Below are 17543 nucleotides of genomic sequence, written 5' to 3' on the forward strand. Positions count from 1 at the left end.
GATCCGCGCCATGCTAATGCTGTCGTTGGCGGCCCATGCCGCTATTTTCATGGTGTCGATAGCACTCAGCGCAACAGCCAAATCGGAAAACATCGGTGGCCCACCGACGGGCGTTTGGTTATCCAGAAGCTGGATACGCCCGACCTTCAAATGCTCGACCAGTGAGGCCGCCGCGACCTGCCCATCCTGCCCGCGTATTGCGTCAGAGATATCCAGTGTAAGCAGGGGGCATGCGCAGCACGAAAAAATCCGTGCTGTGCTCATCAACGCGACAGAACCATTCTATGCGCTATCCGGAATTCTCCCCGGCTACTCGGCGAGGCGCGAGCCGCCCTTTACATGTAAAGCCGTGTCAATTTTACAGCGCGGCGCAGGCGTCTGCCCAAGGGCTGGAGGGAGGGCGCCTGGCAGCGGCGCCTGGCACGTTCGTTGCTGAAGTGCAGGTACGCACCGGATTTCCCGCGCTGCGTATTACCCTCACAGGAGCTTTTCATGAATCAATCGAACCAACAACATACAGTCGCGGCGGCCAACGCCATTGAAGCCATCAATTTCTGCCATTACTGGGGCATGGCTTCGGCGGCGCTCAACATCCTCCTGCCCAACGTGCCCAGCTCGTACGCGACGCTGAAAACCGCCATTACGGCGCTCATCGCTGCCGGCAACGCTGTGTGCGCGTCGCCCAATGTTACGGCTTCGGCCAAAGCCGCGCCGTGCCCATGTCAAGGCAATACAGGTGATGCAGCCCTGGTGGCCCGTCGCCGCATGGCCGAAGATGTGTTGAACAAGGCGGCGCTGGAGCCAGAATGGAAAGCTCAGCTGCTGAGCGATCCGCGCGCCGCGCTTGCTGCGGCCGGTTTCGACGTCAGCGTGCCGTTGCCCGGCACCGCCCTGGACGGGTGCGACTTCAGCTGCATCCTCTCGACCTAAGAAGTGCCGTGTCCGTGCCGCACCTGCACGCGCAGCTGCGGCACGTCTCTCACCTGTTCTACACCCCTCACCCAGGCACCGCCATGAACCAGAACGCAGTTCGACAAACCGTTTTTCTGTCCACCGGAAAAGACCAGCCTACCTTGCCTGGCGCGGCCTATGATCGCCAGCAAAACAGGCTCTACAGGATTGCGGCCGATTGCCTGGCCGAGAAGGAGCAGACGCCGGACTGGACGGTCGACGCCTGGGCCGGGCCTTCGGGCAGCTGGACCTATGTCAGGAACAAATCGGTTTCCACTCCGTCTCAGGGCTGGAAGCTTCATGTATCGTCCAACGCCGCCTGTGCCGCAGAAGTGTTGGCGGCGACAATGGATGTGTTGCTGGGCGAGCCTGGGCACTTCAAGTTCGCCGCCGACATGGACGTGCTTCGCCGTCTCAACAGGGGTGAACTGGGATTGACGCAAGTCGGCAAGTTCATCACGATATATCCTACCGACGATGCGCAGGCTGTGCGCCTGGCGGCGCAGCTCCACGCGCGCACCGCCGGCCTGAGCGGCCCGGCCATTCCCACCGATCGCCAGCTTTCGCCAGGAAGCCTGGTACATTTCCGTTACGGGGACTTCCTCGGCCGCGAGCAGCAACTGCCAACCGGCGAACGGCGCCCCGTACTGGCTGACCCGGACGGCAAGCTGGTGGCCGACGTGCGGCTGACCCGCTACCAGAAGCCAGACTGGGTGCGCGATCCGTTCGGCGGCGGCGTCGAGCGCACCGAAGTGCCCGCCCCCGGCACCGTCGCCGGCGGCCGTTTCCTCATAGTGGGCGAGCTGGCCGAAATGGCGCGCGGATCGGTGCTGCTCGCTGTCGACATGGCGCTGGGGCGGCGCTGCGTGCTCAAGACGGCCCGCAGGCATTGCCACGCCGATCATCGCGGCAGGGACGCATGGCACTACCTCCAGCGCGAATATGAACTGCTCAACGTGCTGGCGGACGATCCCCGCGTGCCGCAACCCTACCAGTTAGTCGAGGAGGGAACCGACCTCCTCATGCTGATTATGGAAGACATTCCCGGCGAACGGCTCGATGCCTATGTCGCCCAGCGCCTGGCGCAAGGCGCCCCTCTTGCCGACCATGAGGTGATCGACATTGGCATCGCGGCCGCACAGATTGTCGCCGATCTGCACGCCAGGGGAATTTCGCACGCCGACATCAAATCGACCAACCTGATCTTGTCGCCGGGCGGCGAGCTGAAGATCATCGACTTCGGCATCGCCTATTCGATGGGGGAGGATATCGCCGACCGGCCTCCGGGAACACGCGGCTACCGGTCGCGCAGCAAGAATGCCGTCCAGGCAGACACCTACGCGCTGGGCGCGCTGCTGTACTTTCTAGCCACTGGCGCGGAGCCATCGCGTGCGCCGGAGGAATTCCACCTGCTCGGGCGCCCGGTCGCGCTTCTGGCTCCGGGACGCGGGCGGGCGCTTGCCGCCTTGATCGAATCCTCTCTCGCCGATGAAGAGCAGGCGTCGCCCGCCCAACTGCTTGCCAGTCTGCTAGGCGTTTATCCGCCGGCGCCGGATACCAAAGGCCTCTGCGCAGTGCGCGCCCAGGATGGCGCCGAAGCGCCCGCCTCGCCCGGCTTGGTGATGCGCCTGCAGCAGTCGATCGTCAACGCACTGGAGCGGGGCCTGCGGCCGCGCTCTTCCTGGACGGCCGCTGCGGAACTGGCGCGCGACCTTAACGACGGCCGTGCGGGCGCGGTGCTGGCTCTGGCCGAGACGGCATCGGCCACGCACGAGCCGGCGGCGCTCGCCGCGCTGGGGCAGGCGGCGCATTCCCTGGCGTGCGCGGCTGGAACTCTGCCCGGTCTGTATGCCGGCGAGGCGGGCGTCGGGGTGGCCCTGCTGCGCGCCGGGCAGGTGACCGGTGACGCGGCCCTGGTCACGCTGGCTGCGGCCCGCGGCGAATGGGTTGCCGCGCAGCCGCACACCTCGCCCGACATCTACGTCGGCAGCGCCGGCCGGGCTCTTTTTCATCTTCTTCTCTGGAGCGAAACACGCGATCCTGCGGCGCTGCAAGCTGCCGTTGTGGCGGGCCAGGCATTGTTGCGCACGGCGGCGCGATCCGCGCAGGGGTGGTCCTGGACGATTCCGGACGGTTTCGAGCCCATGGCGGGCCAGTGCTACCTGGGATATGCGCACGGCGCCGCGGGTATCGGCGACACGCTGCTCGATCTGTGGACAGCCACGGGCGACGAGGCGTATGCGCAGGCTGCGGGCGAGGTTGTCCGCTTCCTCATCAGCCATGCGCAGCCGCTTGCCAACGGCGGGGCGAACTGGCCCGATACGCCTGCGGGCAGGATGGCCGGCACCTGCTGGTGCCATGGTGCGGCAGGCGTCGCCGTCTTCCTTGCGCATGCGCTGGCGACGGGACGATTCCCCGAAACGCAGGAATGGTTGAATCGCGCCGGCCATGCCGTGGCCACCGGCTCGCGTGTGCTCAATCCAGGCCAGTGCCATGGTCTGGCCGGCAGTATCGAATGCCTGCTGGACCTGCACCTGGCCACGGGCGAACCGCGCTGGCTCGACGAAGCGCGCACCCTGCGCGTCCTGCTCGAGGCATTCGTGGTCGAACGAGACGGCGCTGCGGTGGCCTGTTCGGAGCACCCCGATGATTTCGCCTGTACGTACTTGACCGGCTACGCAGGCGTGGCCGCCTGCCTGTCGCGCTTTTCCGGGGAGCGCATCAGCGCGCGCTTCATCGGCGTGCCGCGCTTTTCCCGGACGGCCGCGTAGTGTGGCGCTGCGCGGCGGTGGGGCCCACTGCCCGGTTCGAAGGCGGTGAAAGAGTGTAGAATTTGCCGCTCCTAGTACGCGCCATCGATGGCCCGATACACGGCAGTCTACCGGGGTGACACGCCAGACCATGAACGACGAATTCCGCACTCTTACCTCGCCCCTGTCCGGCCCGGGAGCCGATAGCCCTTCCCTGCTAGCCCTGACGATCCTCTGGCATCCGGACCCGGCAAGGATAGGTGAGCAATTCGTAACCGGGGCGCAAGGCACGGCGCTGGAACTGAGCCGCTATGGGCCGCTGTTTTGCCGCCCCGGCGGCGACCCGCTGCCACTGGGCCATGGCGGTTTGTCGCGCGAACCGCTGAGAGTAAGGCGCGACGCCCTCGACAATGTCTCGCTCCAACTGCCCGTCACCCGCATGGTCGTGGAACTCAACGGCAAGGTCGTGCAGGGCGATGTCGTCCTTGACGCCGCACAGGTCGGCGCAGGCCAGGTGCTGGCCCTGGGCCGTGCAGTGCTGCTGTGTTTTCACTGGATGGATTCGCTGCCCCGGCATAATCCCGCGCCCGGGGTGTCGGGTGTCGGCAGCGGCGCGCTGGCCATGCGCGACCAGATCCGCATGGTCGCCCCCACGGACATGCCGGTCTTGTTGCTCGGCGAAACCGGGACTGGTAAGGAGATCGCGGCGCGCGCCATCCATGCGTTGAGCAAGCGGGGCCGCGCCAAACTGGTGACAGTGAACATGGCGGCCTTGAACGAGGCCCTGGCCCCGGCCGACCTGTTCGGCGCGGCGCGCGGCGCCTACACCGGGGCGCAGGCCGATCGCAAAGGGTGGTTTGCCGAGGCCGACGGCGCCACTCTGTTTCTCGACGAAATAGGCAATGCGCCCGCCAGCGTGCAGCCGATGCTACTGCGCGTGCTTGAGGGTGGCGACTACCGGCCGCTTGGCGCGGCGCAGGACCAACGTTCCACCGCGCGCCTGATCGCCGCCACTGACCAGCAGCTCGATACGGCCGGCTTCAACCAGGCGCTGCTGCGGCGCCTGGAAGGGTTTTCCGTCGCACTGCCCGCGCTGCGCAGCCGACGCGAGGATATCGGGGTGCTAATTCTAGACCTGCTCGCCGACCAGGCGGCGGCGATGCGCCTTAGCTGCGCGCTGGTGAGCGAACTGGCATGCTATCACTGGCCCGGCAATATTCGGCAGCTGGCGCGGGCCCTGCAGCGCGCCATGCTGATCCTCGACGCCGGCGCCATCCCGCAATTCGCGCAGCTGGTGCGCGAGTCCGCCGCGGCTCCTGGCGGCGCCGCCAGCACCGGAGCGCCGGCGGCGCCTGGTCCCGCGCGGCGTAAGCCTGGCGAGCTGAGCGAGCACGATATCCTCGACGCCATGGAGCGCCACGCCTGGACCATCGCGCATGCCGCCAGGGCGCTGGGGATTTCCCGTCCCACCCTGTACAAACTGCTGGACAAGCATCCCGACATCAAGCGCGCCCAGTACATCCCGGCCGACGAAATCGACCGTGCCCTGGTCGCCAGCGAGGGCGATGTCGGCCGCTGCGCGGCACTGCTCAAGACGCCGGCCGAGCCGCTGCGGCGGCTGCTCGGCGAGCGGGAAGTTCCGTGCTCAGCCGGGCGGGATTGAGCCCACCTGCAGTTCCGGATCGGGCACGTTGGCGCTCACGGTGTAGCCGTCCGGCGCTGGCCAGGTTGCCGTGAAGGCGATTCCGAAGTCCCAGTCGCCCGCCTGGGTGCTCACCGTGAGGGTGGTGGGATTGGTCAGCGGGACCACTGCGCCCTGGACAAACGGCGCGCCTGCCGATCCGGCCATCGGCTGCGCGGTCAGCGTCGCCACCACACTGAAGGTCTGGGGCCGGTCGGAACAGACAAACGAGAAAGTGATCCGCTGGCTTTCGCCGGCGGCGCACACGGGCGCATCGCCGGCGCCGTCATACTTCCAGGCTACGTTTTGCCCGGCAGCGTCGAACGTGACGATGAAGTTGTTTGGATTCACAGCGATCATGTCGTTTCCTTTGGTTGTTACTGTGTGGAAAATTCCCGTGGAAATTAGCGGGCGTCAGTCTGCGGATAGCCGGGGTCGCGCCGCAGCGCGACCAGGTCCGGCTCCGCCTCGATCATCGTGACCGGATGGCCCTGGCGCCTGGCTTCGATAATTGCGGCCAGCGCCATCTGACGGTTACCTAGCAATTCGTAGGCTAGGGCCGCCCGGAAGCGGATGTAGGCGTTAGTGGGGGCCAGCGCGATGGCGCGCGCCACGAGTGCCATCGAGGCCGCTTTGTCGCCGTTGCGTGCGGCGTACAGGCCCATGCGCGACGCCAGAGTCGCATCGTTGGGCGAACGCGCCAGGCGGGGCGCGAGCAGACTGCTGGCCCGGGCATAGGCGCGGCGCGCCTCCGCTTCGCGCCCGGGGATCCACAGCAGCGCGTCGGCCAAGTTGGCCCAGTTCAGGTAGTTGCCCGGCGCGCCGCGGGTTGGCGATACGGCATTTTCAAACGCGGTAACGGCCTCGACGTAATCGCCGCGCAGGAAAAACGCATTGCCCAGGTTGCCGTAGAGCTTGGAGCTCGGGCCGACCTGCAAGCCTTGCTGCAGTACATGCAGTGCCTCATCGGCGCGGTTCTGGCTCAGCAGCACCGCGTTCAGGTTGGCGTATCCGGTGACGGCGTCAGGCTGCAGCCGGATGCTGTGGCGAAAAGCCTGCTCTGCGGCGGGGTAGTCGCCTTGCTCGTAATGGAGGATGCCCAGTTCGTCGGCGAACACCCGCTCTTGGGGGAACCGTCCGGCCGCCAGCGCCAGCGTGCGCAGAGCCTCGGGATAGCGGCGCGCATGCCGCAGGGCTTGCACCTTGCCGTACCAGGCGAAAAAGTTGCCAGGGTCGTTGCGCAGTGCCTGTTCGTACTCCTGGAAGGCCTGGTCATAGCGGCCCTGGGTGTCGAGCACCCAGCCGTTGGCGACGTGGCCCAGCGCGAGGTGCGGATCGAGCCGCAGGGTCTGCTGCGCACAGGCGGCGGCCTTGCCCAGCCAGACTTCATCCTGTCCATCGCCGCCATAACGGATGGCGTACACCAGCGCCATCCCGGCGACGGCTGCCGCGTTGCCGGGCCTGTGCGCCAGCACGCTGGAAAAATGCGCGGCGGCCTTGTCCAGGTTGCCGTGGCGGTCCACCTTCTTCAGGGCGTCCAGGCCGTCGCGCACCTGCTGTGTTTCGGAGAATGGCGCCGCCGCTTGCACCAGAGCGGGAGCGTAGGGCGCCAAGCCAGCCGGCAAGCGCTAGCGCCGCCACCGCCAGCGTGGCCAGGGCACTTTTGCGCCAGGGTCCCCCACGCCGTCGCGGCTGCTGCACTGCGCGCGGCGGCTGGCCTTCCGCGCCCGCCAGCGCGTCAAGGCGCTGCAGGACTCGCGTCATGCTGCCCAGGCGCTGCCCGGGCTGGCGGGCGGTCATGGCCCGGATGAGGGCGACCAGTGCGGCGCCGGCGCTGTCAGGATAGGTCCAAGTGGCCGAGTCGGAGTGCAGGTGGGCTGCGGCGAGCGCCAGGCCGTTGAGGCTTGCGTGGGGGCGTGTGCCGCACACCAGCTCATACAGGATGACCCCGAGTGCGTAGACGTCGCTGGGGGTGGTCGGCGCGGCGCCGTGGAAGCGTTCGGGCGCCATGTACATGATGGTGCCGACGGGTTCGGCGAGCGGAGCCGATCGGGTGGCCAGGCTGTCGATGCGCAGCGCCAGGCCGAAGTCCAGTATGCGCACTTGGCCCGTGGGCTCGACCATCAGGTTGGATGGTTTCAGGTCGCCGTGGACGAGGCCGGAATCGTGCGCATGCTGCATCGCTTCGGCCACCTGCCGCACCCAGTCAAGCGCGGTGGCCGCCGGCACGGCCGCGTTCTCGATGATCTGCCTGACAGTTTGCCCCAGCACCAGTTCCATCACGATCATCTGGGCTGCGCCATCTTCTTCGACGGCGTGCACCTTGACGAAAGCGGTGTGGCGCAGCGAGGCCGCCAGGCGAGCTTCGCGCATCGTGGCATTGTCCAGTCCAGCCCCAGCAGCATCCCGGATGCGCTTGACGGCCACGCTGCGCTGCAGCTTGCGGTCCCAGGCCTCGAAGACTTCACCATAGCCGCCTTCGCCGAGCCGGGCCCGGAACTCGTAATGCCCCACCAGATACGCGGCGGGCAGGGCACTCAGCTGCTCACCTGCGGGTGTAAAAATCGAGGTGGTCATCGCACGCCTTGAGGTGAGGACGAAATCGCGTTTTCAGGAAGGTCAGGCTTGCCCCGGTTGTCGAACCGCTCGGTTGGCCTAAACTCGCATATAACATTATACCAATGTTTCAATGGCTAAAAGTTGGCTGAGGAGGCTCCTTGGCGCACGGCGAGGTATGTAGTGGTCAACCCATCCCGGACACTACGTTAAGTTTTTTTTCGGCGACGGCCGGTGCCAGTCCCTGGTTGAACTGATGTGGCCGTATCCAGTTATACCGGTGCATCAGGTAGTGGCTGATGTCCCGTTGTGCTTCCTGTGCCGTCATGTAACCAGTTGACGGCAGCCATTCAGTTTTGAAGCTGCGGAACAGCCGTTCCATCGGAGAGTTATCCCAACAATTTCCCCGACGGCTCATACTCTGTCGTATCCGATAGCGCCACAAGCGCTGACGGAATTTTCGACTGGCGTACTGGCTACCTTGATCCGAATGAAACAGCAGCCTCTGCGGTCGACCTCGCTGCTCGTAAGCCATTTCCAGCGCTTGCACAACAAGGTCGGCATCGGGTCGTAGCGAGAATGCCCAGCCCACCGCTCGGCGAGCAAATAAATCCAACACCACAGCCAGGTAATACCATCGGCCTTGCGCCCAGACATAGGTGATGTCCCCGCACCAGACCTGATTTGGCGCCTCCACTGTGAATTCACGGCTGAGGTGGTTCGGAATATCGACCCGTTCCACCGTAGCCTGCTTATAGGCATGGCTGCCAGGCTGCTTGCAGACCAGCCCTAGCTCTTCCATCAAACGACTGACTTTGAAGCGGCCAATTGCCGTGCCTTCCTCACGCATCATGCCCATGATGCTGCGGCTTCCGGCCGAACTGCGACTCTCGACGAACAGCTCGTGCACGCGGCCACGCAATGCCATGCGCTCAACATCAATATGCCGGGCGCGCTCCCGATGCGCATACAGGCATGACCGCGCTACGCCGAACACCGCGCAGATCAACTCGATTGATTCGTCACCACAAATCTGGTCGATTACCTCGTACGTTCTATCCCTTCCGACATCAAGAGCGCGGTAGCCTTTTTTAAAATGGACTTCTCCCGCTCGAGACGCTCAATACGTGCTTCGAGTTCCTGTATTCGCTGCTGATCTGGCGTCATTGCCTTGCTCTGCGGCGTGATGCCTTGCCGCTCCAACTGCAGCTGCTGCACCCAGCGGCGCAGCAGCGATTCGCCGATGCCGACCGACCGGCTTGCCTCTATGTGGCTATATCCTTGATCCAGTACCAGCATTGCCGCCTGTTGTTTGAACTCCGGGGAAAACGTACGTCTCTGCTTGCTCATCAAACACCTCTCCATGGCGAGCATTCTCGCCTAAATCAGTGTCCGGGTACATTAAACCACTACAACAGGAAATCTATGAGTTTGAAGGTTTCGCCGTCAAAGTCCTGGGGGAAAAACGTGATCTCACAGAATATCCTGTCTGGTTCATCCCAGTGGAAGTACGCTTGGATATGCTCAGGGTTGCTGCCGCCATTTCAAACAGTGGATAGCGAGCCAGATGCCTGTCGAAGATTGCCTTGCAACTCGGCTTTTGCAATATCATCGCCTTCACCCGTCATCGCCTGAACCAAAGTCCAAGATGATGCTAGAACCCTTAAGACGTCAATGGCTCCAGATGTCGAAATGCATTCGGCGAAGTTGATATCTCTACACGAACCATCACAGTCCAGAAGAGAGGTTTCAACGCGGCGTCGAGTAAGTTAGTCTATGTTCATCAGAATTGTAGTTTGGGCGGGTAGGTCCGCTTTTGGCCAAAGTAGCCATTCATCGCGGATTCGGCGTGACGGTAGGCATCATGCGCTTTACTTATGTGCGACGGCATGATCCACATACCCGTCTGGTCGAATGAGCAAGGCATGCACGCCGACTGGTGTTGCGTGGCGGTTCACGGGAACCGCCTTGACCGTGCCGATCCATCTAGCATCAAGTTGGGGCATGTAGTTGCCGTCTTCGCAATTGGTCATTTGTAATAGCACCCAACGGCCGGTTCGCAAAAAACTGAATAGCGAGGCCAGGCTACCGTTACTGAGTTGCAACTGCCAGTCGGATAGCCGTCGCCCGGTCCAGTCCGGCAAGACGAGCCACCCTTGCGAAACCTCGGCGAGAGGGGCATCGTATCGAATACCGTAGCCGGACAGATCATGTGCGAGCGCTGCATTGAGCGCAGGGATTTTCATCAGATCACTGAACATCTCTCGCAGCTTCAGTCCCGGTGCATCGAACGAATTCATCATCAACGCGCTTTGCGCCAAGGTGTTGTTGTACAGCGCCGCTCCCACGGCGTGTCGCTCGTGATGGTAGCTGTCGAGCAGGGAGTCGGGAGCGTACCCTCGCACAACGCCAGCGAGCTTCCAGCCCAGGTTCATCGCGTCCTGCATGCCCACATTCATGCCCTGTCCGCCGGCGGGAAGATGAATATGTGCGGCATCACCGACCAGCAGGAAGCGATCTTTGCGGTAAGTGGCGGCGAGACGGGTTTCGTTCGAAAAGCGCGACAGCCATTGCGGTGTATGCAGGCCGAAGTCCTGACCTGCCACCCTGCGGGCCGAACTCGATAACTCGTCGAGCGTCACTGGCGTGGCCGCAGGCACACCCATCCGCTCCGCATCGACCACTATCACCCGGTGCATGCCCGTACTCAATGGGACCACCATCAAGCCCCCTGCAGCGTTAGTCATACTAAGAATTGGTGTGGCGGGCGGCGTACTGAGACAAACGTCGCCCAGCATGGCGGTCTTTGTGGCCGGCAGGCCATCGAACGCGATGCCCGCGTTCTGGCGTACCAAGCTGCGCGCACCGTCCGCACCGATCACATAGCTGCAAGAAAGGCCGAAAGGGCTGCCGCTTTGTCGGCCTTTCACAAAAACGCCGGTCGACGTTTCAACGACGCCTTCCACCGTGGCGTTTCGGCGCACCGCGACGCCAAGCTCATTTGCCCATGCCTCCAGTAATTGCTCCGTCACACTCTGTGGGATGAACAGGGTATACGGAAACGTGGTGTCAAGAACAGAGAAATCGAGGCGAGTGTCAAGACCGGCAAAGTGCCCCATGGGAATCTTTTTCCCACGTTCCAAGAAGCGATCAGCCACGCCCCGCTGTGCCAGCATTTCCACCGTCCTGCCGTGCATGGTAAGGGCACGCGATTGTGCTATCGGCTCCGCACGCCGCTCCAACACGGTGACATGCAGGCCAGCGAGCCGCAACTCACACGCCAGGGTCAAGCCAACAGGGCCTGCACCCACCACGATTACATCAGCATTATCAAGTTTCATTCCGCGCTCCAATCTAACGTTGTTAGGTAAAAATTTCATGTTAAACTAACGACGTTAGCCTGTCAAACACGAAACTTATAAGTATGAAAATTCAACGTGAAACCGTGATCGCAGCCGCTTTGGATCTGCTCGACGAGGTAGGTATCGATGGTCTTACAATGCGCCGTCTTGCCCAAAAACTAGATATTAAAGCAGCATCGCTTTATTGGCACTTCACCAACAAACAGGCTTTGATGGATGGCATGGCGGATGCTTTGATGGAAGGGGTCGCCCGCAAGGAATTGGCTGGGCCAGCTTGGTCGCCCAGCTGGTTCGTTGCGGTCAGCGCAACCGCGCACGACATCCGGCGTGCGCTACTCAAGCGACGTGACGGTGCACGCGTCTACGCGGGCACGTATGTCACCACCGACAATGTCTTCCGTGTTGCCGAGGCATTAATCGCCCCTTTATGCGAGGCGGGGGCCTCGACTCGCCTAGCGTCCTGGGGTGCTTTCAGCATCCTCTATTACGTGACTGGTTTCGTAACGGAAGAGCAGCCGCTGGTGCATCTGAAGGCAGAATCCGCGAACATCGAACGGCAACGGGAGCAATTTGCAGCGCTGGCGGCCCATCGCTATCCTCATGCTCTGGCAGCTATGGACGATCTGTTTGATATGGATTTTGATGCACGATTCGAGCTGGGCCTCGATCTTCTCATTACCGGGCTTGACGTCAGGATCAAAGAGGAAAGAAGGGGAAAAACGGAAAAATAGCACGCTAAGCCGATGGCGCATCTTTAAAGGGTTTTCCAACCAAAATGACAGGCTGCTTTCGGCCCAAGCTGTGTAAAAACGCAAAGCGGACATCAAGCTGGGGACACTCGACCTCTCAAAGCAGCCGCTAACGGTGCTCACACGGTGAAGGTCTGCTCTTGGCCTTGGATTCTTCCATCTCGGCCGCGACAAACCGGCAATAAGCAGGAACTGCCTCGTCACGGGTAACGCCAAATTGGATCAAGAGCCAGTCACGTGCCAACCAGTATGGAGGTGCCGCGTCGTCCAAAAAAGTACCGATGACTGCTCCAGTACCAGTCATCGGGTGATGCCACCATGTGCGCCCGGACTGGACCTGCCAGGCAATGCGGTCAGTATCGCCCCGGTAATGGGCCACGCTGATCAACACCATCCGCACCAGCATCGTCTTACTCCTCTTTTTCAAAGATGCGGATCTTCGCGCCGCCCTGGTAGTCCTGCAGCTCCGCTTCGCCATCGATGCGTATGTCGCCCTTCAATATCACTTCCACGCTGATATCGACTTTTTTGATGCGAAACGTTTCAATGTCGGTTGGATGCACATCGATTTCCATGGAAATCGAGGCGCCTGGCGCAATCGTGGTGAATTGCGTTTTCAGCGCCGGATTGGCCAGGCCACGGCGGGCGTAGGTGACGGCGCCGGTATCGGTATCGATGAATTTGACGATCGGGCCCGACTTGCGCAGGTAGTCGAGCGGAAAACCGATATCGCGGCTGCCGTCGTTGCGGATGGTAACCAGCAGGTCGATCGGCTTGCGCTCATAGACGCAGCCAGCGTTGCCCAGGCATTGCAGGGAGATGGAGAGGGGCGCGTGGGTGCTCGTCATGGTGTTTGCTTTCAATGGTAGTGCCATCAGCATGGCATAGATAAGCAGGGTCAGACAATATCGCATCGTATTTTCCTGCCGATTTTTTTGCTCAGTAATTCCTGCGCCTCAATCGCGATATTCCAGCCGTGGCGTTTCAGGATCCGCGCGCCTTCTGCGTACGACATGATCGATTGCGTCAGGTCTTCCGGCGAGGTGCCGTTGACGTGGCAGACGATGGGCTCGTCGAGCGTGCCGTCGGGCTTAAAATAGCGTACCGTTTCTTCGAATTCCGTGTACGAGTATTCGTCGGGCATGCCGACGCAATGCCCGAATTCATGCGCGTACGTGGTCAGTGCCGTTGCCAGCGACACGTTCATCACGTCGCCGGTCACGTTTTCGCGGTCATAGCGCTTGTGGATCTGCAGCGTGTAATGCTGATTTTCGTCGACCCAGAGGACGCGGAAAACCACGGGCAACACTTTTTGTCCGCATTGCGGATCATTGATTTCAAGCCGGAACTTGTTGTTCCAGTTGCCTTCGATGCCGGCCGTCGCGTTTTTCTTCGCCAGCGCCACCACGTTGGCACGCTGCTTGACGCGCAGCGCCGCCGATTCCGTGCCCTTGTCGCTCACTTCCAGCGCCTGTCCTGCAGCGTCCAGTACCGTGATGGCCTTGAAGCGCACTTCCACCACCACCGGACCGTCCGATTTTGACGGCACGTACAGTTTGAACCAGATCCTGTCCTTGTATTTGTGCGGCGTGCCGTCGTGCTGGTAAGGCTGCGCATAGCGGCCATACGAGGGACCGGCGATTTCCTTTTCGTAGTCCTCGATCCAGCAGGCCGGCAGCTTGACCAGCACTTCCTTGCGGCGCTTGTTGTCCACTGGCGTGGTGCTGGAGTCGCCTGCCGGCTTGTATTTCGGTTCCGGCGGGGTGCTGGCCCTGGCTGCCGGCTGCCCTGGCGAACCTGGCACCGGCGCCGGTGCGGAGGAGGGGGCGGATGCCGGTGCCGGTGCCGGTGCCGAACCCTGGCCGCCCGCGGTTTTCAGCAGCTCGATCACCAGCGCCTCGGTGGCGGCGGCCGCAATCACATGCGTCAAGCCCTTTTCGTCGGTCATGCCGCTCTCATAGCTGCCATCTTCGCGCTTGATGCGGTAGGGCTGGCGCGGCATCGCTTCGCCCGTGTCGCGGTCGCGGAGCACAAAGCCTTCATCGAACAGCTTGATGCGCGTGTCCGGCAGCGCCGGCAGCACGCCAGCCGCGCTGGCGCCGCCGTTGAACACGTGCTGGCCACCCTTCACCGTGAAGTTGCCGGGACAGGTAAACGTGATATTGCCGCCTTCAAGCGTGATCGACGATTGCCCGGCCTGCAGCGTGATCTTCTGATTGGCCTTGATGTCGATGCAGTCGTTGACCGAGATCACGGTAATGGCCTTGTCGGCCAGGATTTCCAGTTGCCCCGTATGCGCCTGCAGCGAGACGGGGCCGTTGGCGGCAATCGCCTGGATGCCGCCGGCGTGGGTAAACAGCCCTTGCGCGCTGGCCGACACGGATGAATAGGTGTGGCCCGCCGTCATGTGCAAGTCCGCTTGCGTCGTCCAGTGCAACTGCTGGGCGGCAAACACCACGGTCGAGCCTGGCGTGGCCCAGTTGATGCTGGCAGGCGCTTCCATCAGTACCAGCGGCTGGCCGAACTTTTCCACCGGCTGGTCGGCGGCCAGCTTGCGCTCGCCTGCGCTGGCTTTCAGCGCCTCCTGACCGCCCACGCTCGCTTGGTATTTGCCATCCTGCTGCGGATCGATCTGCTTGATCAAGTCCAGCTGGGCCTGTTTCGCGTCCTGGCTGAACAGGGCGGTTTGTTGCTGTGCGGCCTCGGCCAGCGACTTGTTCAGTTCGGCCGCGCCTTTCAGCTGGGCCAGCGCTTCCGCAGTGTCGAGCTGGGTAGAAGCAACGCCCGCGCCAGTCTGTGCGCGGGCGGTGGTCGAGATGAGCACGCCTTCGCCGCCGCGCAGCACCGTCCAGGCATCGGTGCGCAGTTCGAAACCGCTGCCGCGGTAACTGCCGCGCTGGGCCGTGTTGGGGCCCTGCTGTACCAGGTAGCCGAGGTTCAGCTGCGTGGCCGCGCTGCTCGTCGCCAGGCGGGTACGCAACTGGCCCGGCGTGTCGTCGATCACCCACTGGTTATAGCCGCCGCCATCGAAATTGTGGCTGTGGATGCCGGAAATGACGCCGGCGTGATTGACGTCCGAGCCGACGCCGGCCGCATACGGCGGCGCGTCGCTGCCGGTATAGAGCTGGGCCACTACCAACGGACGGTCCATGTCGCCTTCGATAAAGTCGACCAGCACTTCGGTGCCGATGCGCGGCGTAAATTGCGAACCCCAGTTCGGGCCGGCCAAGGCTTCGGCAACGCGCACCCAGGTGCCTGACGCTTCATTGCCGGGTGCGTTGCCCTGTTGATCCGTGTTGTGCGCCATGCCGCCCGGATTGGCGGCGCCGCCCCGTTGCCAGGCGAACTGGATGCGTACCTGGTGGTCGCGCCCGGTGGTCGCCACGCTGTCGGGCAGGCCGACCACCAGCGCCGTTTGCGGCCCCAGCGCGCTGCTGGCCACGCGCGCGGCGGTGGCGAGCGGCACGATGGCCACGCTGGTCCGCGCGCAAGCGAAGGTATTGCGGTAGGTGCCGGCCTCGAGCTGGCCATCGAGCAGGCTGGCGACGTCGCTCAGGCTGGCCACTGCCGACAGTTTCGACAGTAGCGCCGTCAGCGCGCCGCCGGCCGGCCCCAGGTTGTTGCGTGCTTCGTGCTCGACCCAGAGCACGGTGAACTGGTTGGCGCCATCGGCATAGTGCTCGTGCTGCAGCAGGTTAAAGGCGTGGCCGGCCGCCATGCGCCGCACCGCGCCAGCGCCCGTGAATTGCTTGTTCTCCAGTTCCAGCGCCTGCAGCATGCGCAGGCCGTGCGGATCGGCCGCCGTGCTGTCGGCATAGCGCCGTTCGCCGGAGCCGTCGTACAGGGGCAGGGGTGGCAGCTCGCCCGCCTGCAGGCTCGAACTGTGTTCGGCGGCCGGTGCCGCCAGTTGCTGCGGGTCCCAGCTGCTGATGCCGACCGCGTTGGGCCGCACCTGGCGCCGCGCGCTGAAGCTGTCGATGGCGTCATCGGTATCGCTGGCGCGCACGCCGTGAAAGCGCAGGCCAGCCACGCCCGGCGTCGGCGGCGCGACTGCCTTGCTGTCGAAAATCACGAGCTTGTGTTTTGCCTGCTGCGCGCTCTGTTGTTCGCCTTGTTGCGCCGCGCCATCCTCCTGTTCGTGCTCGAAGCGCCAGCTCAGGCCTTCGAAGGCCAGCACGCGGGTCAGGAAGGCCAGGTCGCTTTCGCGGTATTGGGTCCAGACGGGACGTGGCGCCAGTTCCTGGCTGACATCGAATTCGAAACGGACCTGCGGGTAGTCGCCGAGCAGCTCCGTGATGAGGTCGCGCGCGTTCTTGTCCTGGAAGATATAGCTGTCGCGGCGCAAGCCCAGCAAGGCCAGGGCAGGCTCGAGGCGCAGCCGGTAGCGCGCCACGCCGCCATCGGCGCCGGCAAAGCCGCAGTCGGTGCACAGTCCGTGCCAGGCGCGCCAGCTGCCGTCGGGCTGCAGCAGCTTGAGCGTGATTTCTTCCCCGAGAAAGCTGGCCAGGTCCAGGCCCGCCGCCGTGCTCAAGGCATCGACCTCGAAGCGGAACAGCTCATTGACCGCCTCGCGGCCCGTCATCCGCTCGGCCATCAGCGATTCGGGCAGGTTCGATTCCTGCGCCGTGGCAAGCGTGATCAGCCGCGCCTGCTGGGACAGGCCGGTGCCGAACACCCCCAGGGCGGCCTCTGTCGTTGCCGGGCCGCTCATTAAGGCAACGTGATGGTCAGGTTGGCCGTGCGCGGCGCCAGTTTGACGATATCGCTATAGGCGTTCATCTGCTGTTCGGTGTTTTTGGCCAGCATGGTGCGCAGGCCCAGGTAACCGAGTGCACAGATCAGCGCGAATATCGAGCACAGCACCCACAGCGGCACGTCGTTGCGCAACTTGTGCGCAATCTGGTCGGGGCGTTCCGCATGTGGCGCAAAGCCGGCTTTCTTGCCCTTCATCTGGGCGATCTCGTCACCCAGGCGGGCCGTCAGGTAGGCCAGTTTTTCCGAGCCTTCCAGGATGTACCGCCCCTGGAAGCCGAGCAGCAGGCACATGTGAAACACTTCCAGCGCCTGCAGGTGGGCGCTGCCGCGCGCGCGCAGGGCTTCGAGACGGATGAAGAAATTCTCGCCGGCCAGCTGGTCGCCGAACAGCACCAGTTGCAGCGGGCGGCGCGCCCAGTCGTCGCGGATGGCATACGGCGAGCGCAGGATGATTTCGTCGACCGCCGCACAAAATGCATATTTGGCGGCATCGATATCGTCGGCCGAGGCCGCATGTTTTTTCGCCGCGTGCCCGAATTCGTCGAGAAACTGCGTCATCTTTCTGATGAAGTCGGCATTGTCTTGCGGGCCGCTGCCGTTTTTCAGCATGAACAGCGCGTAGAAACCGTCGTACATCAGGTCCGTCAGCGTGTGTTCCGTGCCCGGGCCGGCAGGTACGCTCGATGCGTAAGCGGCGGAGCCGCCGGACATCAGGGAGGGGGCGTTTGCATTCATCGTT

Annotated in this window: 12 protein-coding genes; 4 read left to right on the forward strand and 8 right to left on the reverse strand. The window is 63.3% G+C overall.

Annotated features, from left to right (window positions below; translation table 11 throughout):
- The first annotated feature begins 492 nt into the window (after positions 1 to 492).
- The 3 genes from O3297_RS05010 (at position 493) to O3297_RS05020 (ending at position 5364) form a co-directional block, all read left to right on the forward strand.
- Positions 493 to 930, forward strand: a complete 438-nt coding sequence (locus O3297_RS05010) for a hypothetical protein (protein ID WP_305047909.1) — start codon at positions 493 to 495, stop codon at positions 928 to 930.
- Between the two features lie 83 nt (positions 931 to 1013).
- Positions 1014 to 3722, forward strand: coding sequence for a lanthionine synthetase LanC family protein (locus O3297_RS05015; RefSeq protein ID WP_305047910.1), 2709 nt, complete (start codon positions 1014 to 1016; stop codon positions 3720 to 3722).
- Between the two features lie 130 nt (positions 3723 to 3852).
- Entirely contained in the window at positions 3853 to 5364 is a 1512-nt protein-coding gene (locus tag O3297_RS05020) for a sigma 54-interacting transcriptional regulator (protein WP_151094746.1), read from the forward strand.
- Here the strand turns inward: O3297_RS05020 and O3297_RS05025 are convergent.
- From O3297_RS05025 to O3297_RS05045, 5 genes are all read right to left on the reverse strand, one after another.
- Positions 5347 to 5742 carry a hypothetical protein gene (locus O3297_RS05025; protein ID WP_151094748.1) on the reverse strand — a complete coding sequence of 132 codons (396 nt, stop codon included), beginning with the start codon at positions 5740 to 5742 and terminating at the stop codon, positions 5347 to 5349. The two genes, O3297_RS05020 and O3297_RS05025, sit on opposite strands and share 18 nt — an antisense overlap.
- A 44-nt stretch (positions 5743 to 5786) precedes the next feature.
- Complete coding sequence (locus tag O3297_RS05030) at positions 5787 to 6815, reverse strand: tetratricopeptide repeat protein (RefSeq protein WP_305049603.1); 1029 nt, start codon at positions 6813 to 6815, stop codon at positions 5787 to 5789.
- Complete coding sequence (locus O3297_RS05035; RefSeq protein WP_305047911.1) at positions 6769 to 7959, reverse strand: serine/threonine-protein kinase; 1191 nt, start codon at positions 7957 to 7959, stop codon at positions 6769 to 6771. The genes O3297_RS05030 and O3297_RS05035 overlap by 47 nt, the downstream gene beginning before the upstream one ends.
- A gap of 166 nt (positions 7960 to 8125) precedes the next feature.
- A protein-coding gene (locus tag O3297_RS05040; protein ID WP_305049605.1) for an IS3 family transposase occupies positions 8126 to 9288 on the reverse strand; the annotation gives its coding sequence in 2 pieces (ribosomal slippage) (positions 8126 to 9033 and positions 9033 to 9288; 1164 coding nt in all).
- 521 nt (positions 9289 to 9809) lie between these two features.
- Positions 9810 to 11279: an FAD-dependent oxidoreductase gene (locus O3297_RS05045; protein ID WP_305047912.1), complete on the reverse strand. Its 1470-nt coding sequence runs from the start codon at positions 11277 to 11279 to the stop codon at positions 9810 to 9812.
- 83 nt (positions 11280 to 11362) lie between these two features.
- On the opposite strand from O3297_RS05045, the gene O3297_RS05050 reads away from it, so the two are divergent.
- On the forward strand, positions 11363 to 12031 hold the full coding sequence (locus O3297_RS05050; RefSeq protein WP_305047913.1) for a TetR/AcrR family transcriptional regulator C-terminal domain-containing protein: 669 nt from the start codon (positions 11363 to 11365) through the stop codon (positions 12029 to 12031).
- Between the two features lie 428 nt (positions 12032 to 12459).
- Here O3297_RS05050 and O3297_RS05055 read toward each other — a convergent pair whose 3' ends face one another.
- From O3297_RS05055 to icmH, 3 genes are read right to left on the reverse strand one after another with little or no spacing between them, the layout of a single operon-like run.
- On the reverse strand, positions 12460 to 12897 hold the full coding sequence (locus O3297_RS05055; RefSeq protein WP_070257344.1) for a hypothetical protein: 438 nt from the start codon (positions 12895 to 12897) through the stop codon (positions 12460 to 12462).
- 50 nt (positions 12898 to 12947) lie between these two features.
- Positions 12948 to 16760, reverse strand: coding sequence for a type VI secretion system Vgr family protein (gene tssI / locus O3297_RS05060; RefSeq protein ID WP_305047914.1), 3813 nt, complete (start codon positions 16758 to 16760; stop codon positions 12948 to 12950).
- Complete coding sequence (gene icmH / locus O3297_RS05065; RefSeq protein WP_034777796.1) at positions 16760 to 17539, reverse strand: type IVB secretion system protein IcmH/DotU; 780 nt, start codon at positions 17537 to 17539, stop codon at positions 16760 to 16762. The genes tssI and icmH overlap by 1 nt, the downstream gene beginning before the upstream one ends.
- Positions 17540 to 17543 lie beyond the last annotated feature (4 nt).

Origin of the sequence: Janthinobacterium sp. SUN128 (assembly GCF_030587275.1) — a bacterium.
In the GTDB taxonomy this organism is placed as follows: Bacteria; Pseudomonadota; Gammaproteobacteria; order Burkholderiales; family Burkholderiaceae_D; genus Janthinobacterium; species Janthinobacterium lividum.

Bases quoted from the DNA above. Each gene is read 5' to 3' on its own strand.
- O3297_RS05010 (WP_305047909.1), top strand. From the start codon at position 493: ATGAATCAATCGAACCAACAACATACAGTCGCGGCGGCCAACGCCATT.
- O3297_RS05015 (WP_305047910.1), top strand. From the start codon at position 1,014: ATGAACCAGAACGCAGTTCGACAAACCGTTTTTCTGTCCACCGGAAAA.
- O3297_RS05020 (WP_151094746.1), top strand. From the start codon at position 3,853: ATGAACGACGAATTCCGCACTCTTACCTCGCCCCTGTCCGGCCCGGGA.
- O3297_RS05025 (WP_151094748.1), bottom strand. From the start codon at position 5,742: ATGATCGCTGTGAATCCAAACAACTTCATCGTCACGTTCGACGCTGCC.
- O3297_RS05030 (WP_305049603.1), bottom strand. From the start codon at position 6,815: ATGGCGCTGGTGTACGCCATCCGTTATGGCGGCGATGGACAGGATGAA.
- O3297_RS05035 (WP_305047911.1), bottom strand. From the start codon at position 7,959: ATGACCACCTCGATTTTTACACCCGCAGGTGAGCAGCTGAGTGCCCTG.
- O3297_RS05045 (WP_305047912.1), bottom strand. From the start codon at position 11,279: ATGAAACTTGATAATGCTGATGTAATCGTGGTGGGTGCAGGCCCTGTT.
- O3297_RS05050 (WP_305047913.1), top strand. From the start codon at position 11,363: ATGAAAATTCAACGTGAAACCGTGATCGCAGCCGCTTTGGATCTGCTC.
- O3297_RS05055 (WP_070257344.1), bottom strand. From the start codon at position 12,897: ATGACGAGCACCCACGCGCCCCTCTCCATCTCCCTGCAATGCCTGGGC.
- tssI (WP_305047914.1), bottom strand. From the start codon at position 16,760: ATGAGCGGCCCGGCAACGACAGAGGCCGCCCTGGGGGTGTTCGGCACC.
- icmH (WP_034777796.1), bottom strand. From the start codon at position 17,539: ATGAATGCAAACGCCCCCTCCCTGATGTCCGGCGGCTCCGCCGCTTAC.